This is a genomic window from Roseococcus sp. SDR (assembly GCF_019083995.1).
Classification (GTDB): Bacteria; Pseudomonadota; Alphaproteobacteria; order Acetobacterales; family Acetobacteraceae; genus Roseococcus.
This window is the reverse complement of sequence record NZ_JAHRCU010000007.1, coordinates 33,109-51,860: the sequence shown is the minus strand read 5'-3', so window position 1 is coordinate 51,860 and position 18,752 is coordinate 33,109. Positions and strand designations below refer to the sequence as shown.

General features: G+C 69.0%; 23 protein-coding genes and 1 tRNA gene. 20 read left to right on the top strand and 4 right to left on the bottom strand.

What is annotated here, in order from left to right; genetic code table 11:
• Positions 1-161 precede the first annotated feature (161 nt).
• Genes KTR66_RS09660 through KTR66_RS09600 form a run of 13 tightly spaced genes read left to right on the top strand, consistent with a single transcriptional unit; the run spans position 162 to position 6,488 of the window.
• A complete protein-coding gene (locus tag KTR66_RS09660; RefSeq protein WP_213612384.1) occupies positions 162-809 on the top strand; it encodes a hypothetical protein in 648 nt (215 codons plus the stop codon).
• Positions 809-1,264, top strand: a complete 456-nt coding sequence (locus KTR66_RS09655; RefSeq protein WP_213612383.1) for a hypothetical protein — start codon at positions 809-811, stop codon at positions 1,262-1,264. Before KTR66_RS09660 ends, KTR66_RS09655 begins: the two co-directional genes overlap by 1 nt.
• On the top strand, positions 1,261-1,503 hold the full coding sequence (locus KTR66_RS09650) for a hypothetical protein (RefSeq protein ID WP_213612382.1): 243 nt from the start codon (positions 1,261-1,263) through the stop codon (positions 1,501-1,503). Before KTR66_RS09655 ends, KTR66_RS09650 begins: the two co-directional genes overlap by 4 nt.
• Positions 1,487-1,702, top strand: coding sequence for a hypothetical protein (locus KTR66_RS09645; RefSeq protein ID WP_213612381.1), 216 nt, complete (start codon positions 1,487-1,489; stop codon positions 1,700-1,702). The genes KTR66_RS09650 and KTR66_RS09645 overlap by 17 nt, the downstream gene beginning before the upstream one ends.
• Positions 1,699-1,956, top strand: coding sequence for a hypothetical protein (locus tag KTR66_RS09640; RefSeq protein ID WP_213612380.1), 258 nt, complete (start codon positions 1,699-1,701; stop codon positions 1,954-1,956). Before KTR66_RS09645 ends, KTR66_RS09640 begins: the two co-directional genes overlap by 4 nt.
• Positions 1,953-2,156, top strand: a complete 204-nt coding sequence (locus tag KTR66_RS09635; protein ID WP_213612379.1) for a hypothetical protein — start codon at positions 1,953-1,955, stop codon at positions 2,154-2,156. Before KTR66_RS09640 ends, KTR66_RS09635 begins: the two co-directional genes overlap by 4 nt.
• Positions 2,153-2,809: a DUF1653 domain-containing protein gene (locus KTR66_RS09630; protein WP_213612378.1), complete on the top strand. Its 657-nt coding sequence runs from the start codon at positions 2,153-2,155 to the stop codon at positions 2,807-2,809. The genes KTR66_RS09635 and KTR66_RS09630 overlap by 4 nt, the downstream gene beginning before the upstream one ends.
• Entirely contained in the window at positions 2,806-3,231 is a 426-nt protein-coding gene (locus tag KTR66_RS09625) for a hypothetical protein (protein ID WP_213612377.1), read from the top strand. Before KTR66_RS09630 ends, KTR66_RS09625 begins: the two co-directional genes overlap by 4 nt.
• Positions 3,228-3,707 (top strand): hypothetical protein, encoded by a 480-nt coding sequence (locus KTR66_RS09620; RefSeq protein WP_213612376.1) that lies wholly within the window; start codon positions 3,228-3,230, stop codon positions 3,705-3,707. Before KTR66_RS09625 ends, KTR66_RS09620 begins: the two co-directional genes overlap by 4 nt.
• Complete coding sequence (locus tag KTR66_RS09615) at positions 3,697-4,605, top strand: DNA adenine methylase (protein WP_256437551.1); 909 nt, start codon at positions 3,697-3,699, stop codon at positions 4,603-4,605. Before KTR66_RS09620 ends, KTR66_RS09615 begins: the two co-directional genes overlap by 11 nt.
• Positions 4,598-4,846, top strand: coding sequence for an AlpA family transcriptional regulator (locus tag KTR66_RS09610; RefSeq protein ID WP_213612374.1), 249 nt, complete (start codon positions 4,598-4,600; stop codon positions 4,844-4,846). Before KTR66_RS09615 ends, KTR66_RS09610 begins: the two co-directional genes overlap by 8 nt.
• The gene (gene xerC, locus KTR66_RS09605) at positions 4,843-5,877 is read left to right on the top strand and encodes a tyrosine recombinase XerC (protein ID WP_213612373.1); all 1,035 of its coding nucleotides are present in this window, start codon (positions 4,843-4,845) and stop codon (positions 5,875-5,877) included. The genes KTR66_RS09610 and xerC overlap by 4 nt, the downstream gene beginning before the upstream one ends.
• Complete coding sequence (locus KTR66_RS09600; protein ID WP_213612372.1) at positions 5,874-6,488, top strand: hypothetical protein; 615 nt, start codon at positions 5,874-5,876, stop codon at positions 6,486-6,488. The genes xerC and KTR66_RS09600 overlap by 4 nt, the downstream gene beginning before the upstream one ends.
• 156 nt (positions 6,489-6,644) lie before the next feature.
• Here KTR66_RS09600 and KTR66_RS09595 read toward each other — a convergent pair.
• Positions 6,645-6,721, bottom strand: a tRNA-Arg gene (locus KTR66_RS09595).
• 96 nt (positions 6,722-6,817) lie between these two features.
• Between KTR66_RS09595 and KTR66_RS09590 the strand changes: the two genes are divergently transcribed.
• From KTR66_RS09590 to KTR66_RS09570, 5 genes are all read left to right on the top strand, one after another.
• The gene (locus tag KTR66_RS09590) at positions 6,818-9,595 is read left to right on the top strand and encodes an ATP-dependent DNA helicase (protein ID WP_213612371.1); all 2,778 of its coding nucleotides are present in this window, start codon (positions 6,818-6,820) and stop codon (positions 9,593-9,595) included.
• A 93-nt stretch (positions 9,596-9,688) separates the two neighbouring features.
• Positions 9,689-10,657 carry a tripartite tricarboxylate transporter substrate binding protein gene (locus KTR66_RS09585; RefSeq protein ID WP_213612370.1) on the top strand — a complete coding sequence of 323 codons (969 nt, stop codon included), beginning with the start codon at positions 9,689-9,691 and terminating at the stop codon, positions 10,655-10,657.
• A 5-nt stretch (positions 10,658-10,662) separates the two neighbouring features.
• A complete protein-coding gene (locus KTR66_RS09580) occupies positions 10,663-11,673 on the top strand; it encodes an ornithine cyclodeaminase family protein (protein ID WP_213612369.1) in 1,011 nt (336 codons plus the stop codon).
• Between the two features lie 2 nt (positions 11,674-11,675).
• The gene (locus KTR66_RS09575) at positions 11,676-12,419 is read left to right on the top strand and encodes a hypothetical protein (RefSeq protein WP_213612368.1); all 744 of its coding nucleotides are present in this window, start codon (positions 11,676-11,678) and stop codon (positions 12,417-12,419) included.
• Entirely contained in the window at positions 12,416-13,723 is a 1,308-nt protein-coding gene (locus tag KTR66_RS09570; RefSeq protein WP_213612367.1) for an NtaA/DmoA family FMN-dependent monooxygenase, read from the top strand. The genes KTR66_RS09575 and KTR66_RS09570 overlap by 4 nt, the downstream gene beginning before the upstream one ends.
• A gap of 1 nt (position 13,724) precedes the next feature.
• Here KTR66_RS09570 and bcsD read toward each other — a convergent pair whose 3' ends face one another.
• Complete coding sequence (gene bcsD / locus KTR66_RS09565; RefSeq protein ID WP_213612366.1) at positions 13,725-14,201, bottom strand: cellulose biosynthesis protein BcsD; 477 nt, start codon at positions 14,199-14,201, stop codon at positions 13,725-13,727.
• A gap of 242 nt (positions 14,202-14,443) precedes the next feature.
• Between bcsD and KTR66_RS09560 the strand changes: the two genes are divergently transcribed.
• Entirely contained in the window at positions 14,444-15,865 is a 1,422-nt protein-coding gene (locus tag KTR66_RS09560) for an MBOAT family protein (protein WP_213612365.1), read from the top strand.
• A gap of 10 nt (positions 15,866-15,875) precedes the next feature.
• Positions 15,876-16,991: an alginate O-acetyltransferase AlgX-related protein gene (locus KTR66_RS09555; protein ID WP_213612364.1), complete on the top strand. Its 1,116-nt coding sequence runs from the start codon at positions 15,876-15,878 to the stop codon at positions 16,989-16,991.
• Positions 16,992-17,144: 153 nt separating this feature from the next.
• On the opposite strand, the gene KTR66_RS09550 is transcribed toward KTR66_RS09555, so the two are convergent.
• Both KTR66_RS09550 and KTR66_RS09545 read right to left on the bottom strand, forming a co-directional pair.
• The gene (locus KTR66_RS09550) at positions 17,145-18,164 is read right to left on the bottom strand and encodes a hypothetical protein (protein ID WP_213612363.1); all 1,020 of its coding nucleotides are present in this window, start codon (positions 18,162-18,164) and stop codon (positions 17,145-17,147) included.
• On the bottom strand, positions 18,161-18,742 hold the full coding sequence (locus KTR66_RS09545; protein WP_213612362.1) for a hypothetical protein: 582 nt from the start codon (positions 18,740-18,742) through the stop codon (positions 18,161-18,163). The genes KTR66_RS09550 and KTR66_RS09545 overlap by 4 nt, the downstream gene beginning before the upstream one ends.
• Positions 18,743-18,752 lie beyond the last annotated feature (10 nt).

The window sequence follows — 18,752 nt, the reverse complement described above, 5'->3', positions numbered from 1 at the left end:
ACAGCAGGCAAGGCGCTGCACCGCAGGCGAGGCGTGCCTCGGCAAGGCGGGGCACGGATACGCATCGCAGGCACGCAATCGGCGGATGGGGCTGCAACCCCATCCGCCGCACTACCCGCGCAGATGGGCTGCGCGGACGTCACCACCCATGAGGTAGCACCATGAATGCTGTCACTCCAATCGAAGGCGTCAAGCAGTCGATCGCGATTTCGCCGCCCGACCTGCGGGTCCTGCAGATGAAGATCATCGGCACCGCGCCGCTGATGGTCTGCAAGTTCGCAACCAAGGCGAAGAACGCGATGATGGAGAAGCAGGCCGCCGGGTCGGTTGCGAAGAAGGGATCGAAGCGCGCGGCCAAGGACTTCGACGAAGCTTTTCAGCAGGCCCGGCACATCTCCACTGAGGGCTGGGACGGCTTCGCGGCTGGGGCGATCCGCAACGCGATGATCAGCGCCTGCCGGCTGGTCGGGTTCAAGATGACCCTGGCCAAGCTCAGCGTGTTCGTGATCGCGGACGGCTTCAGCGCAGACGACGGCACTCCGCTGATCCGCATCATCGGCGGCGAGCCTGAGCGGACAGACATGCCGGTCCGGAACGCGACCGGCGTGATGGATGTTCGCACCCGGCCAATGTGGCGGGAGTGGGCGGCGGTCCTGAACATCCGCTACGACGCGGACCAGTTCAGCGCCACCGACGTGATGAACCTCCTTGCCCGGGTGGGCATGCAGGTCGGCATCGGCGAAGGCCGTCCGGACTCGAAGCAGAGTGCCGGCATGGGCTTCGGCACCTTCGAAGTGGAGCGCGCGTGATGCGCTCTCTCACCAAGGACCAGATGGCGGAGCTTGAATTGCTCCGCCAGGACGCCGGGGGCGATCTCTCTCCTGACGCGATCGTCGACTTCGCACGCAGCGCAAACACGGCGCTGCACAGGGCATTCACCTGGGACGACGGTGAGGCTGCAGCCAAGTATCGCATCATCCAGGCGAAGCAGGTCATCCGTGCGGCGGTGACCTTTCTGCCCACGCCCTCCGGCAGTCTAGTGCCGGTGCGCGCCTATGCCTTCGATGCAACCCGATCGGCGTTCACGGCGACTGCGGTTGTGCTGGAGCGCGAGGACACCGCCGAGTTGCTCCTTCGGCAGATGCGCGCCGACATCGAGCGCGTTGTCAGCCGGTACCGGCGCCATGCGGAACTGGTCCCGAAGATCGCTGCCATGCTGGACGCGCTCGCACCGGGCGTGCAGCCCGCGGACGGTGCGTCATGACTCTCCATCTCCACCCCCCCGAGTGCCTCTACGTCATCGCAGCGAGGCACCCCGACCATTCAGCAAGCGCGTTCGATCAGCCGAAAATTGCGTTCTGGATGGAGGAGGAAGCGAAGGCGTTCCTGGCGCTGCAGCAGGACATCGATCCGCACGGACAAGGGCCGCGCCTCACGTACATCAAGGTCAGGATCGCGCGCTTCCACATGCCCCAGGGAGGCACCAATGAAGCTGCTCGCTGATTCCTGCGCAGCGCTGGCGCTCCATGCCTTCCTGATCGGAGCGGTGGTCTGGATGCTCGGCGCCGAGTTGACGGTCGGCGCTCTCATGGTGGGCGCTGGCGTCGCGATGGTCGCGGCGATCGGCTTGTCCATCGCGGATGCTGTCCGGAAGAGCAGGAAGGCCCGAGAAGCCCGGCAGCGGGTCGAGCCGGTGCCATGAGCGACCGCGATCTCGACCTGACATGGCGCGCGTTCGTCGCGTCCCTCACTGCCTCTGTCTATCTGTTCTGCATCGCCATCGTGCTCAACAGCGTCATGCTCGCATTGTCTGTGGCGCTGCCGTTCTTCATCGCGCTGGCCGCAGCCGCCGACATAAAGGCCGAGCGCCAGCGGGCGCAGGCCGAGCTTCTGCGAGCGATCATGCGTGAGTTTTTCGCAGCGGCCATGCCGAACGCCGGCCGAGGCGCGTCATGACCCCCGCCTTCGTCCTGATCGCCTACGTCTGCATGTTCCCCGCCGAGAGCCAGCGCCTCTTGGACTGCCGCGCGCGCGAGTTCGCGGCCGACACCTGCGGTCAGGGTGTCGCGATGATCGAGGCTGCGCTCGGCCAGGATCGCGTCGCCTTCATCGCCGCCTGCGTCAGCACCGCTGGAAACCGGAGGGTTGGCCGATGAGCACCGATGAACAAGGGGTTCAGCCCGAATACGATCGGCTGGCCACCTGGGGCATCCTGAACCGATGCACGGTGGAAGGCCGGCCGCGCGATCGCGCAGGTCTCCGTATCGCGCTGTGCGGTGTCATGCGCGAAGCCCATGGCGCCAGCGAGTGCGAGTTCTGTTGCCGTGGTGAATGCGCATCGCTGGAGGCAGAAGCGGCGGCCGACCTCGTGCTCGCTATGGGGCTGCGGCTCGATGACGCGCAGGAACGTGCGGTCCTGGGCATTCGCATCGATGAACCCGGCGAAGTTCAGCATGCAGCGCGCATAGTGTGCTTCGCAGGTTCCGAGGCGATGCGATGGGCGGCAGTCGATACCGCGCGCGGGATTGCCGATGCGCTGTGCGATTCCGGAAACCACGCTGCGAGCGCAGGTGCAGAGGCGGCACGCAAGGCGATCTCGAAGCTGGTGCTCAGCGAGTTGCCGGTCTGCTGGCGGCCGACACACCAGCACCGGAAAGGCGGGCTGTATCGCGTGATCGCACGCGGAAGCGTCGAGGCCGATCTCACGCCCGCGGTGGTCTACGACGATGCGGAGGGCACGGTCTGGATCCGGCCTGCCGCGGAGTTCGACGACGGCCGGTTCACGGCTATCGCAGGCATCGCCCGATGATGCACGCACTGCATTGGGAGAACATGGACCTCGCGCCTCCCGCGCTGCTCCGGCGCGCTGAGCGGCTTCGTGTCCTGGGGCGCTGGCCGACGTGGCGATGGCACGATCTGCCCGACGGCGTGCCGAACGCGCGGGGCTGGGGGCAGGAGGTCCGGCGTGTTGCCGCGAACAGCATATTCTCCGTCCTCGTGCGTCCGCTTCCGGATGGCGCGGAGCACGCGATGGTCTGCACGCTGAACGGGACGCCGCCGCCATCGTGGGCGGAGAAGCAGCGGATCAAGAATCAGCTGTTCGGGGCGCGGTGGGCGGTCGAGTGCTTTCCGCCGCAGCGGCGCGTCGTCGATGGTGCGGATGCCTACCACCTGTGGGTGCTGCCGCCCGGCGCAGCGTGGCCCTACGACCTGAAGGAGGGAGGCGAATGACGGACGTCGAGCAGTTCCCGCCGTCGTCGCCCGCGGAAATCCTGGCGCTGGCCCACACCCTGGACTGTACAGCATCCGAGCGAGAGGGATTCGGCGAGACCGATCTGTCGATTGCCCTTCGCGGCACTGCCACGACGCTGCGGGAAATGGTGGACCGGGTTGATCGCGCGGAGGAGGAGGCAGCCGAGCTTTCCAAAATCTTCGAGCTTCAGTGGAAGGCTGAGCAGCGCGCGATCAACGCATGGCGCGCAGCGCATCCTGGAAGCGCTCTGGTGCTGCCGGACCGGGGACGGTTGGTCCTCTGGCTGCTCGAAAAAGCGGAGCAGGACCGTCCGCAGACCCCAGGCGACCGGCTCGGATGGCGGGACCTTCTGGCAGGCACCGCGCTGTGCATCGTCTGCGCGGTCGTCGGGAATCTCATTGGCACATCGATCATGATCGCGCTGCTTCGCGCGACGGCCGGCCATGGCGCGTGATGAGCCTGCTCCGGCTTCGCAGGGCGCTGTGCGCCACTACGGCGGTCCGAGCCGTCCGGCCCTGCGCTGGCACGGCGGTAAATGGCGCTTGGCGACCTGGGTCATCCAGCACTTCCCGCCGCACCGCATCTATGTCGAGCCTTATGGCGGCGCGGCATCCGTGCTGCTGCGCAAGCCCCGTAGCTACGCAGAGATCTACAACGACCTGGATGATGGGGTGGTGAACTTGTTCCGCGTGCTGCGCTCCGATCGCGCGGCCGAGCTGCTGCGTGCCCTCGAACTGACGCCCTTCGCGCGCAGCTGCTTCGAAGAATCCTACCTGCCCACCGATGACCCGATTGAGGCCGCGCGGCGGCTGGTGGTGCGCAGCTTCCAGGGATTCGGATCGGATGGGCACAATCCTCGGCAGCGCACCGGCTTCCGGGCTTCTAGCAACCGCAGCGGCACCACACCGGCTCATGACTGGGCGAACCTGCCAGCTGCCCTGCGGGCGATCGTGCAACGCATGCAGGGCGTGGTGATCGAAAGCCGGCACGCGATGGACATCTGCGCGCAGCACGACAGCCCGGAGACCCTGCACTACCTCGACCCGCCGTACATGCCCGACACCCGCAGCATGAAGAGCCGCCGAGGCGGCGCGAAGTATCACGCCTACACGCACGAGATGACCGAGGCCGATCATTTCGCGATGCTTCAGGCCATCCAGGGGCTGCGCGGCGCGGTGGTGCTGTCGGGCTATCCGCACGCGCTCTACGACGATGCGCTGCGCGGCTGGCGACGCGTCACGCGCGCGGCTCACGCCGATGGCGCGCGCGACCGGATCGAGGCGCTGTGGATCAATCCGGTCGCCGATGCCGGGTTGGCGCAGCGGCTGCTAATCGGAGAGGCCTATGCCTGATGGCGGCGAGCGCCTCCGGTTACCTTATTGGCCGCGCGCCCTGCGCGCCGACCTCGCCGCGGCTTATGTCGGTCTCGGCGAGACGACCTTCCGCGAGATCGTGGCGCCCGATGTCCCACCAATCCATCTCACCGGGAAGCGCGTCGCATGGCTGCGCGAGGACCTCGACCGTTGGCTCGACTTGAAGGCGGGTAAGGAGGGAACACAGGGCGTCACCGCCAATCCTTGGGATGCTCCATGACGTCGATCCGGCTGAAGTACATTCATCGCTTCCGGGACAGGACCGGGACCCTGCGGCACTACCTTCGGGCGCCGGGGGCACCGAAGCGGGTCCCGCTGCCGGGCAAGCCCGGGTCGCCCGAGTTTATGCAGGCCTACACGATGGCGATCGCCGCGCTGCCGGCGAAGGGGGAGCCGGGCGAGGCGCGGACGGTGCCGGGGAGCCTCGATGCCCTGGCGGTGGCTTGGTACCGGAGCGCCGAGTTCCGGCAGCTGGGGCCGTCCACGCAGAAGGTCTACCGCGGCATCCTCGACCGGATCAGGGGCAAGCACGGCACGAAGCCCATCCGGCTTCTGGAACCCAGGCACGTCCGCGGCTTCGTCGCGGAGAAGGCGGAGACGCCCGCGGCCGCGAACCACGTGCTTCGCATCATGCGGCTGATCATGCGGTTCGCGGTCCAGGAGGGCTGGCGGCAGGACGACCCGACCAGGGACGTGCGGCGGCTGAAGGAGAAGGGCGACGGCATCCCCACGTGGTCGGAGGAGGACATCGCCGCGTTCGAGGCGAAGTGGCCGGTGGGGACGCGGGAGCGGCTGGCGCTGGCGCTGCTGCTCTACACGGGGCAGCGGCGGAGCGACGTGGTCAGGATGGGCCGGCAGCACCTGCGCGGCGACGCGATCGAGGTCAGGCAGGTGAAGACCGGGGCGCGGCTGGTGATCCCGGTCCACCCGGCTCTGCGGGCGGCGCTGTCGGCGGTGCGCGAGGACCAGCTGACCTTCCTGCTGACCGGGCACGGCAAGGCTTTCACGCCGGCCGGCTTCGCGCAGCGGTTCAAGGAGTGGTCGGCGGAGGCTGGGGTGCCCGCGGGACGGTCGCCGCATGGGCTGCGGAAGGCGGCGGCACGGCGGCTGGCCGAGGCGGGGTGCAGCGCGCACCAGATCGCGGCGGTGACGGGGCACAAGACGCTGGCGGAGGTTCAGCGGTACACGATCGCGGTCGAGCAGGAGGGGCTGGCGAAGGCGGCCATGGCGCGGATCGGGGGCGGAGCGTGAAGGCGACCGAGCCCAACCGTGACGTCCACATTCTCCGAGACCCGAAGAACGAAAGGGGTTGCGGGAAGTTGCTGAAAACCGACCTCTATCGGCACTACGACGCAAATGGGCGGCTGCTCTACGTCGGCGTGTCGTTGAGCGCGGTCGTGCGACTGGCCCAGCATCGCGATCTTTCACAATGGGCGACACAGATCGCTCGCGTGGATGTCCAGAAGTTCGACACTCGCGATCAGGCGCTCGCGGCAGAACGGGCCGCAATCAAGAGCGAGAAGCCGCTTCACAACATCATGCACCAGGAGGCAGCCGATGAGCTGCCAGAGACACGCGGAGATGACGCCAAGCAGGAGATTATTCGACGTATTGTTGAATTCGCTCCGCTTTACACGCTTTCACAGGTTGCAAGGGTGCTGAGCATCTCGGAACAGGCCGTGCGAACCCTCATTTTGGCCGGCGATTTGGGGGCCGTGGAGTGGTCGCGCCTCTTGCGGGCAACTGAGCGCGGCCCCCAGGAGGCGGTCAGCTACAGGGTGACAGGCTGGCAGCTAATCGAATTTGTTGAGCATCTCGAGACGAAGCGCGCGGTGCGCTCCGTCGCCAAACAGAAGCCCTGACCATGGCGCGCCCGGTGTGGGACAGCCTTCCGCAAAACCCGGAGCGCAGCGGCCGGCGGATCGGGGGCGGAGCGTGAACGGCTTTGGCAAACGGCTTTCCCCGGATTGGCAAACCGGACGCTAAGTATTTGAAAAGACGAACCGTGAATTGCGGGGTGGTGTCCCCGGCGGGATTCGAACCCACGGCCCCCAGATTAGGAATCTGGTGCTCTATCCTGCTGAGCTACGGAGACGCCGGGCTAGGATAGCACGCCCGCCGGCCCGACCGGAAGCGCGCCGCCCGTATCACGGTTGGCGCGCCGCGCCCCCTGGCGCATAAGCAGGCGCCCATGGCCGTCGCCTCTCCCCGTCTTCTCCTGCCCGATGTGCCGGCCCTCGTCGCCGCGCATGGCCGCGCCACGCTCCTCACCCCTGATGGCGAGGTGCTGATGCTGACCGGCGGCCATATCGCCCAGGCGCTCGCCGAATATCCGCCGCCGATGCTGGTCCATGCGCCCTCCACCGCGAAGCGCCTCGACCTGCCGCGCTTCCTCGATTGCTTCGACCTGCTGGAGCTCTTCGCCTTCGCCCTGCCGGGCCGCAGCGCCCCGCCCACGCCGCGCGGCCTCGCACTCGTGCTGGATTTGCCGCCGCCCGAGGATGACGAGGCTGCCGCCGCGCTGCTGCCCGAGATCGCCTCCCGCCTGCTGCGCGCCCTGGCGGATGAGGCCCGCGCTCCCTCCGGCAAGGAGGCCGCGGGCATGGCGGCGCAGCTCGCCGGCGCCGCGCAATGGCCCTGGGTGCCGAGCGTGCTGGCGGCCCTCGGCCAGCCTGACGCCAAGCCCGACCGCAACGCCTTCAAGACCTGGCGCCGCCTGCCCGAATGGGAGGAGACGGCGCCCCCCATGCCGCCCGCGAGCCACGAGGTGAGCGGCGCCGAGGCGCGCCGCCGTCTCGCCGAGATGCTGGGCGGCGGCGCCGAGCAGCGCCCGCAGCAGGCCGATTTCGCCTCCGCCGCCGCCGGCGCCTTCGCGCCCCGCGAGGCCGAGGGCGCGCCGCACATGATCCTGGCCGAGGCCGGCACCGGCACGGGCAAGACGCTGGGCTACATCGCGCCCGCCAGCCTCTGGGCCGAGCGCAACGGCGCGCCCGTCTGGCTCAGCACCTACACGCGCAACCTCCAGCGGCAGATCGATCAGGAGCTGATGCAGCTCTTCCCCGATCCGGAGGAGCGGCGGGCGCGCGTCGCCGTGCGCAAGGGGCGGGAGAACTACCTTTGCCTGCTGAACCTGGAGGAGGCGCTGGGGCAATCCGCCATGCGCCAGATGGCGCTGCCGCTGGCGCTGGTGGCCCGCTGGGCTGGCGCCACGCGCGATGGCGACATCCAGGGCGGCGATTTCCCAGGTTGGATCGGCGAGCTCTTCCCGCCGGGTTCGCTGACCGGCCTCGCGGATCGCCGCGGCGAATGCATCCGCTCGGCCTGCGCGCATTACAAGAAATGCTTCGTGGAGCACTCCATCCGCCGCGCGCGGACGGCACGCCTCGTCGTCGCCAATCACGCGCTGGTGATGGTGCAGGCGGCGCTGGGCGGTGGCGAGGATGGCAAGCCCACGCGCTATGTCTTCGACGAAGGGCATCATCTCTTCGACGCGGCGGACAGCGCCTTCTCCGCCGCGCTGACCGGCGTCGAGGCGGCGGAGCTGCGGCGCTGGCTGCTGGGCGCCGAGGGCGGCCGTTCCCGCGCCAAGGGGCTGCGCGCCCGCATCCAGGAATTGGCCGGCGACATCCCGCAGCTGATCGCGCCGATGGAGGAGGCGCTGCACGCCGCCCGCTGCCTCCCCGGCGGCGGCTGGTATGCCCGTATGGGCGACGGAGTGCCGCCCCCCGACGGCAATGCCACCGAGGCCTTCCTGCACGCCGCCCGCCAGCAGATCCTGGCGCGCGCGGTGGAGGATGACGGCATCTACACGCTGGAGGTGGACCTCCATCCGGTGAGCGAGGCGGTGCTGGAGACCGGCGCCGCCCTCGCCGCCGCGCTGCACGCGCTGGAGCAGCCGCTGACCCGCCTGCGCGATGCGCTGGCCGCCAAGCTCGAGACGCCCGAGGGTGAGGAGGAGCCGGAGGTGGGCGAGCGCATCCGGCTCGAGACGGCGATGCGTGGCATCGAGCGCCGCGCGCTGATGCCGCTGGGTGCCTGGCGCGGCATGCTGGGGCAGCTCAGCGCGCCGCAGCCCGAGCCCGGCATGCGCCCGGTGATGGTGGATTGGCTCCAGCTCGACCGGCGCGAGGGGCGCGACGTGGATGCCGGGCTGCACCGCCATTGGCTGGACCCGACCATCCCCTTCGCGCAGGTGGTGGCGGCGCCCGCGCATGGGCTGCTCGTCACCTCCGCCACGCTGACCGATGCGGCGAAGCGCAATGACCCCGAGGCGGCCTGGCGCGAGGCCGAGGCGCGCACCGGGGCTGCGCATCTGCCGCTGCCGGCGATCCGCGCAGCACTCCCTTCGCCCTTCGACTATGCGGCCAACACCCGCACCTTCATCGTCACCGATGTGGATGCGCGGCAATCGGGCCCGGTGGCCAGCGCCATGCAGCAATTGTTTCTTGCCTCGGGCGGCGGCGCGCTTGGCCTCTTCACCGCCATCCGCCGCCTGCGCGAGGTGGCGCATCGGATCGCGCCCGCCTTGGAGGCGCGCGGCATCCCGCTCTATGCCCAGCATGTGGACGCGATGGACAATGCCACGCTGGTGGACATCTTCCGCGCGGAGGAAAACTCCTGCCTGCTGGGCACGGATGCGATGCGCGATGGCGTGGATGTGCCCGGACGCGCGCTGCGCCTGTTGGTCTTCGACCGCGTGCCCTGGCCGCGCCGCACCATCCTGCACCGCGAACGACGGCTGCATCTGGGCGAGGGCGCGCCGCAAATGCATGACGACACGCATGCGCGGCACAAGCTGCGGCAGGCCTTCGGCCGCCTGGTGCGCCGCGCGGATGACAAGGGCGTCTTCGTGCTGCTCGACCGCGCCTGCCCCTCGCGTATCCTGGCCGGCCTGCCCGAAGGCGTCACGCCGGAGCGCGTGCGGCTGGCGGAAGCGGTGGCGCGGACGCGGGAACTGCTCTCGCCCTGACGCTGCCCGCGAAGCGGGCAGATGCGGCGCGGGCGGGAGATCGACCGCGAAAACCGTCTTGCATCGCGCGTGGATTGGCGCAGCATCCCCTCCATGCTCCGGATGACCCGCCGCGCGGTCCTCGCGCTTCCCGCCCTCGCCGCGCTGCCGGCGATGGCGCAGCCCTTCCCGCAACGCCCGGTGCGCCTGGTCGCGCCCTTCGCCGCGGGGGCCAGCCTGGACGCGACCTCACGCCTTTTCGCGCGCTTCCTGGAGGCGCGCTGGGGGCAATCGGTGGTGGTGGAGAACCGCACGGGGGCGGCGGGCAATATCGGCGCGGAATTCGTGGCCCGTGCGGCGCCGGATGGGCTGACGCTGCTGGTGGCGCCCACCGGGCTGATGACCGTCAATCCCTCGCTCTATCCCAGCCTCGCCTTCTCGATCGAGAACGACCTGACGCCCGTCGCCATGCTGGGCAGCCTGCCCAATGTCATGGTGGTGCCGACGAGCACCGCGGCCAACAGCGTGGCGGAATTCCTGGCCGCGATGCGCGCGGCGGGGCGACCCATCCTCTATGGCTCGCCGGGGGCGGGGAGCCTCGTGCATCTCTCGGCCGAGCTCTTCCTGCGCGAGGCGAACATCGCCGGCACGCATGTGCCCTATCGCGGCAGCGCGCCGGCGCTGGTGGATCTGGCCGCCGGGCGCATCGACGTGATGTTCGAGAACCAGCCCGGCGCCCTGCCCCTGGTGCGGGACGGGCGGCTCAAGGCGCTCGCCGTCACCGCGCCGCGGCGCAGCGCCGCCCTGCCGGAAGTGCCCACCACCGCCGAGGCTGGGCTGCCCGGCGTGGTGGCCGTGCCCTGGTTCGCGCTCTTCGCGCCGGCGCGCACACCGCCCGAGATCCTGGAAAAGATCGCGGCCGATGTCGCGGCCGGGCAGCAGGATCCCGGCTTGCGCGCGGCACTGGAGGCACTCGGCCTGACGCCGGAGGTGCTCGGCCCGGCGCAGCTCCAGGCCCTGGTCACGCGCGAGCGTGCGCTGTTCGGCGGCATCGTGCGCGCCGCCAATATCCGCGTGGAGTGAGAGAGATGGCCGGATACGAACAGGTCCATATCGATTTCATCAATGGCCCCGACATCGAGCGTCTCGCGCTGACCGATGACGAGATCCTCGCCGCCATCGAGAAGAGCCTGGCCGCGCAGGGCCGCGGGCACACGGTGGTGGACCCGCGGCTGCACCACATGCCCGGCGTCGCCAACGGGCATTTCAACGTGCTGCGCGGCTATGTGGGCGAGGAGATCGGGCTTTCCGGCGTGAAGGTCGTGGGCGACTTCGTGGACAACTACAAGGAGAACCTGCCGAGCGAACTCGCCACGCTGCTGCTGCTCAATCCGACCAACGGCATGCCGGTCGCGATCCTCGATGCCTCCCACATCACGGACATGCGCACCGGCGCGGTGAGCGCCATCGGCGCGAAATACCTGGCGAAGAAATCCTCCAAGGTGCTGGGCCATATCGGCGCGCGCGGCACGGCCTATTGGAATGTCCGGCTGCTGGACCGGCTGTTCGACTTCGACGAGATCCGCGTGCATTCGCGAAGGCCGGAAAGCCAGGAGGCCTTCGCGCAGAAGCTGGAGCGCGATCTCGGCAAGAAGATCACCCGCTGCACCGATTGGGAGAGCGTGATCCGCGGCGCGGACATCGTCGTCGAGGCCTCGCGCCTCAGCCAGCCCACGCCGCTCTTCAAGACGGAATGGGTGAAGAAGGGCGCGCTCGTCATGCCCTATGGCACGATGAGCGCGCTGGAGCTCAGCCTCACCGACATCATGGACAAGATGCTGATGGATGACTGGGGGCAGGCGCGCTCGGGCAAGCTCGGCGCCATGCGGCAGCATGTGGATGCCCGCAAGCTCTCGGAGCAGACGCTGCATGCGGAACTCGGCCAGGTGGTGGCCGGCCTGAAGCCGGGGCGCGAGAGCGATGAGGAGACCATCCTGCTCTGGCATCGCGGCCTCTCGCTGAGTGACATCGCGCTGGGCCACGCCATCTGGAGCAAGGCGAAGGCGCAGGGCATCGGCCAGCGCCTGAGGTTCTTCTGACCATGACCGCGACCTCCTTCGCCGCTGGCGGCTATCGCTTCACGCCGGGCCGGCAATTCTCCGGCGGCATCGCGGCCGAGCCCGGCTTCGCGCTGCGCCGCGTGCGCTTTCGGAAGCCGCTGCCGCTGGCGCAGGGCCTCGCCGCCGCGCGGGCGATCCTGGACGCGGCCGGGCGCCCGCCCGAGGCGCTGGCGGCCTGCGAGCTGCGCTCGCCACGCCCGCTGCCCATCGCGGAGTTCATCGCCTTCAACGAGACCTACCTGGCGGCCCTCCGTGCCCAGGGCTTCACGGCGGAGGCGCCGTATCCGATCGGGCGCAGCAACCTCACCCCCATCCTGGCGCCGCCGGCCGAGGTGGTGCTCTTCGCCGTCACTTTCACCGTGCCGGCCCAGGATGCGGGCGGCGTGGATTTCTTCATTTCCGGCAAGCCCGAGAACCGCGCCGCGCCGAGCTTCGAGGAAGGCATCGTGGGCGGCGCCGATGTCTCGCCCGCCGGGCTGCGGCTGAAGGCCGAATATGTGATGGGCGAGCTGCGCGCGCGCATGGCGGAGCTTGGCGTCGAGGAAGGCCGCGTGACGGGCGCGCAGGCCTACACCATCCATCCGCTGGAGCCGGTGCTGGAGATCGTCACCGGCCGGCTGCCGCTCGCCTGGGGCGGGCTGACGCTGGTGCCCGCGCATCCACCCGTCACCGGCCTGGCCTTCGAGGTGGATCTGCGCTCCGTTTCCGAGGAAATCCTGGCATGACCCACCGGAAGATGCACCTGGTGGCCTATCTGAAGTCCGGCCCGAATTTCAGTTACCCCAGCAGCTGGCGCCACCCGTCTGCCGCGCTGGATGACCTCTTCGATCCGCGCCGATGGGAGCAATGCGCCCGGCTGCTGGAGGCCGCGCGCTTCGACGCCTGCTTCTTCGCCGACGGCCTTGGCATCCCCGACCTCTACAAGGGTCGCTACGACGATTTTCTCGGCCGCGGCGGCCAGCTCAGCCTGCTCGATCCGATGGTGATCGCGCCCATGATGGCGCGGGTGACGGAGCATCTGGGCATCGGCGTGACCCTCTCCACCAGCTTCATCGCGCCCTACGTGATTGCGCGCTATCTCGGCTCGCTCGATCTCATCAGCCAGGGGCGCGCGGCCTGGAACGTCGTCACCACCGGCCGCGATTTCGAGGCGCAGAATTGCGGCATGCCGGGCCTGCCTCCCAAGGAGGAGCGCTACGACATGGCCGATGAGGTGATGGAGGCCTGTGACGCGCTCTGGCATGGCTGGGACGAGGACGCCCTGGTGCTGGACCGCGAGAGCGGCGTCTTCGCCGACCCCGCCAAGGTCCGCTATGCCAACTACCAGGGGAAATACATCAGCACGCGCGGCCCGCTCTCCATCCCACGCAGCCCGCAGGTGCGGCCGGGCATCATGCAGGCAGGCGCCTCGCCCCGCGGCCGCGCCTTCGCCGCCCGTTGGGCGGAGATGATCTTCGCGACCCCCGCGACCAAGGCCGACTCCCTCGCCTACCGCATGGATATCCGCGCGCGCATGGAAGCGATCGGCCGCGATCCGGATGAATGCGCGGTGCTGCCCTCGATGACCGTGGTGGTGGGTGAGACGGAAAGCATCGCGCGTGAGAAGGCCGCGCATCTGGAATCGCTGGTGGACCCGGAACTGGTCATCGCCTCCAGCTCATGGTCCGTCGCGGCGGATCTCAGCCAGGTGGAGACCCCCGAGGCGATGGCGGCGGCGGACACCAATCAGGGCGTCCAGGGCCACCGGGACCGGATGATGCAGGTCGCGCGACAGAAGGGCATCACCTTCGCCGAGGCGGTGCGCCAGCCGCGCGCGCTGGTCGCCGGCACGCCCGCCATGATTGCCGACATCATGGAGGACTGGTTCACCTCCGGCGCCTGTGACGGCTTCATCCTGCCGCCCACCATCTTCCCCACCACCTTCGAGGAGTTCGGCCGGATGGTGGTGCCCGAGTTGCAGCGGCGCGGCTTGTTCCGCCGCGACTATGCCGGGCGGACGCTGCGCGAGAACCTGCGAAATCCCGGGTGAGCTACCCGCGTGCGTAACGCAGCAGAATGGCCCCGCCATCCCCGCCCCAGCGGCGGACATGGATGCCCGGCTCCGCGCCCGGCTGATGGCTGAACCAGGTGCCGTAGAGACCCTCCAGCACCGAACCCAGCCAGCCGCCGGTGAGGTCCGCATGGGTGCCGACCAGAGGGGCCGCGATGTGGCGCAGCATGATCGTGTTGCTGGCCTGGTCGAAGCTGAGCCGCACATAGCCCCAATCGGCCGCGGCCAGCGTGTCGTTCATCCGCGCCTCAAGCTCGCCCAGCGTGTTGCAGGCGGGCAGCGGCATCAGGGCGGCCATGCGGGCGCCGACCATCCGCAGCAGCCCCTCACGCGCGCCGTGGTCCAGATGGGTTTCCAAAGTTTCCATCATCGCGCGCAGGAAGAGACGCCACTGCGGCGCCACACCGCGCCGGGCGATGTAGGTCAGGGCATCGGGATCGGTGATCTGGTCCTGCACGCGTATGCCTTGAGAAAAGAGAAGTGAGCCTATAGCGCAGGCGGGGCCTGCCGGAAATCCGGTCCGTTGCGCGATGGCCTCGATCTTCCGAGGTGGACCATTGCGAAACCAATTCGCGCAATGGTAAGCGGAATCACCATTTTTGGACAGATCGGGGGAAGTGACATGGGCCGTGCGCCGTCCCGCAGCCTCGCCCGGCCGGCCCAGGCCCGGAATCCGCGCATCCCGAAAGGCGTGAGCGCATGATCTTCGCTTCCTTCGAGTTCCTGTTTCTCTTCCTGCCGCTTTTCTTCGTCCTCTATTTCCTGACGCCCGCGCGGTTGCGGAACTGGACGATCCTGATCCTTTCCTGGGCCTTCTATGCCTGGTGGCGGGTGGATTTCCTGGCGCTGCTGGCGGGCGTCACCGTCTTCACCTTCTTCGTGGCGCAGCGCGTGGATGCGGCGGAAGAGGCCTCGGACACCCGCTTCCGCTGGATGATGGTGGGCCTCGTCGGCAATCTCGGCGTGCTGGCCTATTTCAAATACGCGAATTTCGGCGTGCAGAGTTTCAACCAGGTGGTGACGGCGATGGGCTTCGCCCCCACACCCTGGCACGAGATCATCCTCCCCATCGGCTTGAGCTTCTATGTTCTGCAATCGGTCAGCTACCTGATCGACGTGTGGCGGAAGGACGTGCCGGTCAGCCGCAATTTCATCGCCTATGCCGCCTACAAGGCCATCTTCAGCCAGCTCATCGCCGGGCCGATCGTGCGCTATGCCGAGATCGAGCATGACCTGAAGCACCGCGTCCACACCTGGGAGAAGTTCGGGCTCGGCGCGCGCCGCTTCATGATCGGCTTCTGCATGAAGGTGCTGATCGCGGATACGATCGCGCCCATGGTGGACGTGGTCTATGCGCTGCCCAACCCCTCCATGGCCGACGCCTGGGCGGGGGCCATCGGCTACACGCTGCAGTTGTTCTTCGACTTCGCCGGCTATTCGGCCATGGCCATCGGGCTGGCGCAGATGTGCGCCTTCCGCTTCCCGGAGAACTTCAACCACCCCTATCTCGCCGGCAATATCCAGGAATTCTGGCAGCGCTGGCACATGACGCTCAGCCGCTTCCTGCGCGACTACCTCTACATCTCGCTGGGCGGCAACCGGAAAGGGCCGGTCCGTACCTATGTGAACCTGCTGATGACCATGGTGATCGGCGGCTTCTGGCATGGCGCCAACTGGACCTTCATCATCTGGGGCTTCTGGCATGGCGGGCTGCTCGCCCTGCACCGCTATTGGCGGGCGGCGGGCAATGGGCCGATGCCCTTCATCCTGGGCAATGCGCTGCTGATGCTGGCGGTGATCCTCGGCTGGGTCGCGTTCCGGGCGCATGATGTGACCAGCGCCTTCGCCATGTATGGCGCGATGTTCTTCCCCTCCAGCGTCGGTCTTTCGGACGCGCTGGCCTGGCAGGTCACGCCCGACCAGTGGTGGTGCGTGCTGATCGGCATCGTGCTGGTCTATCTGCCGTTGTTCGGCACGCGCCTGCCCTGGCAGCGGCCGGTGGAGGCGATGGGCGGCTTCTGGCGCCTCTGTTGGTTCTGGGCGCCGACGGCGGGGTTCATCCTGGGGATGATCCTGCTCTACAGCCGCGCCGCGGTTCCCTTCCTCTACTTCCAGTTCTGAGGAGCACGCCATGATCGAGAGCTGGATCAAGCGGATGGCGACCCTGCAGGCGGCGGTGATCATCGCCATCCTGGGCTGGGGCGCCTGGCAGGGTGTGGAGGCCATCCGGTCGGAGCCCGCGCAGCGGCGCCTGGCACCCACGCTGAACCTCGACGCCTTCCTGGCCGGGCGCTTCGCGGCCGCCGTGAACTACGTGATGGCGCATAACCTGCCGGTGGACCCCTATGTCCGCGCGGCGGGCGGCTTCTTCCGCTGGCGCTTCTTCGATTCCGGCGGGCCGCAGGTGCGTGTGGGCTGCAACGACTGGCTCTTCCTGACCGAGGAGCTGCGCCCCTGGCCCGACCCCGGCCCCGCCATGCGCGAGCGCGTGGAGGGCCTGGCCCGCATCCGCGACCGCCTGGCCGCGCAGAACATCACGCTGCTGGTGACGATCGTGCCCGACAAGGCGCGCGTCCATCGCGAGCAGCTCTGCGGTGCGCCGCTCTCGACCCAGGCCGAGGGTCGTTATGCCGAGCTGGTTTCCACCTTCGCCGCGCGCGGCATCACGCCGATTCCACTGCTGGAGCCGCTGCGCGCCCTGGCGCGGGAGAAGCCTGCCTATTGGCGCACCGACACGCATTGGAACCAGGACGGCGCGGCCCTGGCCGCCCGGCAGATCGCCACCGCCGCGCGCGGCTTGAACATCGACCGCCCCGGCGGCTTCACCACCCGCTTCGCCGCGGAGGAGACGAACGGACCGGGCGATCTGCTGCGCCTCATGGGCCTCGACATCATGCCCGATGGCTGGCGCCCCGCGCCCGACCGCCAGCACCTGGCCACCACCACGGCGGCCGCGCCAGCGGGCGGCGGTGGCGGTCTGCTGGATGACGACGCGCAGCCGCAGGTGGCGCTGATCGGCTCCTCCTACTCGCTCAACGCGAATTTCCATGGCTTCCTGCAGGAGGCGCTGGGCGCTTCCGTGACCAACCTGGCCCAGGCCGGCGGCGGCTTCGCGGGGGCGGCGCGCACCTACTTCGCCGGCGCCACCTTCCGCGAGGCCCCGCCGCGCGTGATCATCTGGGAGGTGCTGGAACGCGCCATGGCCCAGCCGGTCGGCGAGGAGGAGCGCGCCTTCCTGCGGCAGTAGGCGCCACCCGGCGCCGGGAGCGTGCCGTGCACAGAATCATCCGGCCGCACAGCGGCCGGCGCCGCCCAACTGAGCGATGGGCCCTCCGCAAAAGCCGCGCGGCGAAACCAAGCGCGCGGAGCGCGCGCCCGGCGCCTGAGGGCGCAAATGCTCCTAAAAACTCATCCCGATGCCGACGCTGGTGCCGGTGACGCCGCCATCGCCATAGAAATATCGCGCGATGAGCCGGATGCGGCTCAGGTTGATCCCTGCCGCGCCGAACTCGTAGCGTCCCACGTCGAATTCGATGCCGCCACCCACCTTCACCGCCCAGCCGAAGCCGATCGAATCCCGCTGGTCGCCCAGGTAGAGCGAGCCCGATCCGTCCAGCACCCAGCGCACCGGCCGCCCGAAGGCCTCGAGGCCGGTGGGCCAGCGATAGCGCGTCCAGAGGCCCAGGGTGCGGGCGGTGGAATTGCCGCGCACGGCCTCGGGCGTATCGCCGAAGGTCTGCAGTTGCATCTGCGTGTAGCGCAGCTCCACATCGATGTCCCGCGCCGGCGTGTAGTCGTAATAGGCGAGCATCAGCGCCCCGCCGAGGCCATAGACGTTCATGTGCTTGTCGGTGAGGAAGGAGATGTCCCGCTCCCGCCGCCAGTTGATGAAGGCGCCGAGGAGCGAGGCGTCGGACGCCGCATAGCCGAGCGAACCGTTGATGATCGGTCTGAGCCAGAGATATTCGGCGAGGCGGATGTCATAGCCGACGCCGATGGTGCCGATGACGTTGTTCCACCGCGTCGGCAGGCTGCGCGTCTCGTCCCCGCCGGCGATATAGGCGCGCGGATCGTAGCGCGCGTAGCCGATATAGCTCTCCAGGAAGAGTGGAAACGCCTCGGAGACGGTGAAGCCGAAGCCGAGCTGGCCCAGTTGCAGCGTGGGCGAGATGTTGGAGGAGCCGGCCTGGCCGCGCGTGACCTCGACCGCGTTGGTCGAGCCGTCGGGAATCGCGTTGTAGCCGAAGAGGCCGAGCACGCCGCCCCGGCGTGATTGCTGCAGCGCACGCTGGGCGGCGAGCCGCTCGCTGATCTGGGAGGTCAGGGCGTCGCGCAGGATGTTGTCCACCGTCTGCGCGCGCAGGCGCTGCGGCATGGGGAGCGCCGCCAGCAGGGCCGCGCAGAGAAGGAAGCGCTTCATCCGGGCCAGCTCCTTGCGGCGCTGCGGCGCAGCTGGTCCTCGGCGGCGCGGATGCGCTGCACCGCCTCCTCCTGCGTGATGCGGGAGGCCTGGGCCTTGAGCAGCGCATGGCCCTGGCCGACCTGCGTCAGCACGAAGAGATATTGGCGCCGCGCCGGGCTGTCCGTGCCCTCGCGCTCCACGGTCGTGGCCAGCGATTCCACCAGCGCCTGCACATGCGGGTCGGCCGCCACGATATTGTCGCGCAGCTGCGGCGCCTGGGCATTGGTGCGGTTGGCATGGCGGAGCAGCAGGCCGAGGGACGCCACGGCCTGTCCGCCGCGCTCCGACGCCTGGCTGGCGGTGATCGCCATGGCGGAAAAGGGGCTCTCCCGATAGGGCAGCACGCCGTCCGAGGCGAGCACCGAGACGGCCTGCAGGTAGGTGACGAGAGCCTGCTGCATGGCGAGGCTGCCGGTCTGGCCGAGATCCGGCTCGTCCAGCGCCAGGCTCGCGGTGGAAGCCCAGTCGCGCACGGGCGTGTAGTCGGGCGCGCCGCAGCCGGTCAGCGCCAGCAGGGCCAGCAGGGGAAGGCGCATGGCGGGGGTC

Excerpts from the sequence above, each read along its gene's own strand:
- KTR66_RS09660 (WP_213612384.1), top strand. The coding sequence starts at position 162 with ATGAATGCTGTCACTCCAATCGAAGGCGTCAAGCAGTCGATCGCGATT.
- KTR66_RS09655 (WP_213612383.1), top strand. The coding sequence starts at position 809 with ATGCGCTCTCTCACCAAGGACCAGATGGCGGAGCTTGAATTGCTCCGC.
- KTR66_RS09650 (WP_213612382.1), top strand. The coding sequence starts at position 1,261 with ATGACTCTCCATCTCCACCCCCCCGAGTGCCTCTACGTCATCGCAGCG.
- KTR66_RS09645 (WP_213612381.1), top strand. The coding sequence starts at position 1,487 with ATGAAGCTGCTCGCTGATTCCTGCGCAGCGCTGGCGCTCCATGCCTTC.
- KTR66_RS09640 (WP_213612380.1), top strand. The coding sequence starts at position 1,699 with ATGAGCGACCGCGATCTCGACCTGACATGGCGCGCGTTCGTCGCGTCC.
- KTR66_RS09635 (WP_213612379.1), top strand. The coding sequence starts at position 1,953 with ATGACCCCCGCCTTCGTCCTGATCGCCTACGTCTGCATGTTCCCCGCC.
- KTR66_RS09630 (WP_213612378.1), top strand. The coding sequence starts at position 2,153 with ATGAGCACCGATGAACAAGGGGTTCAGCCCGAATACGATCGGCTGGCC.
- KTR66_RS09625 (WP_213612377.1), top strand. The coding sequence starts at position 2,806 with ATGATGCACGCACTGCATTGGGAGAACATGGACCTCGCGCCTCCCGCG.
- KTR66_RS09620 (WP_213612376.1), top strand. The coding sequence starts at position 3,228 with ATGACGGACGTCGAGCAGTTCCCGCCGTCGTCGCCCGCGGAAATCCTG.
- KTR66_RS09615 (WP_256437551.1), top strand. The coding sequence starts at position 3,697 with ATGGCGCGTGATGAGCCTGCTCCGGCTTCGCAGGGCGCTGTGCGCCAC.
- KTR66_RS09610 (WP_213612374.1), top strand. The coding sequence starts at position 4,598 with ATGCCTGATGGCGGCGAGCGCCTCCGGTTACCTTATTGGCCGCGCGCC.
- xerC (WP_213612373.1), top strand. The coding sequence starts at position 4,843 with ATGACGTCGATCCGGCTGAAGTACATTCATCGCTTCCGGGACAGGACC.
- KTR66_RS09590 (WP_213612371.1), top strand. The coding sequence starts at position 6,818 with ATGGCCGTCGCCTCTCCCCGTCTTCTCCTGCCCGATGTGCCGGCCCTC.
- KTR66_RS09585 (WP_213612370.1), top strand. The coding sequence starts at position 9,689 with ATGCTCCGGATGACCCGCCGCGCGGTCCTCGCGCTTCCCGCCCTCGCC.
- KTR66_RS09580 (WP_213612369.1), top strand. The coding sequence starts at position 10,663 with ATGGCCGGATACGAACAGGTCCATATCGATTTCATCAATGGCCCCGAC.
- KTR66_RS09575 (WP_213612368.1), top strand. The coding sequence starts at position 11,676 with ATGACCGCGACCTCCTTCGCCGCTGGCGGCTATCGCTTCACGCCGGGC.
- KTR66_RS09570 (WP_213612367.1), top strand. The coding sequence starts at position 12,416 with ATGACCCACCGGAAGATGCACCTGGTGGCCTATCTGAAGTCCGGCCCG.
- KTR66_RS09560 (WP_213612365.1), top strand. The coding sequence starts at position 14,444 with ATGATCTTCGCTTCCTTCGAGTTCCTGTTTCTCTTCCTGCCGCTTTTC.
- KTR66_RS09555 (WP_213612364.1), top strand. The coding sequence starts at position 15,876 with ATGATCGAGAGCTGGATCAAGCGGATGGCGACCCTGCAGGCGGCGGTG.
- KTR66_RS09550 (WP_213612363.1), bottom strand. The coding sequence starts at position 18,164 with ATGAAGCGCTTCCTTCTCTGCGCGGCCCTGCTGGCGGCGCTCCCCATG.
- KTR66_RS09545 (WP_213612362.1), bottom strand. The coding sequence starts at position 18,742 with ATGCGCCTTCCCCTGCTGGCCCTGCTGGCGCTGACCGGCTGCGGCGCG.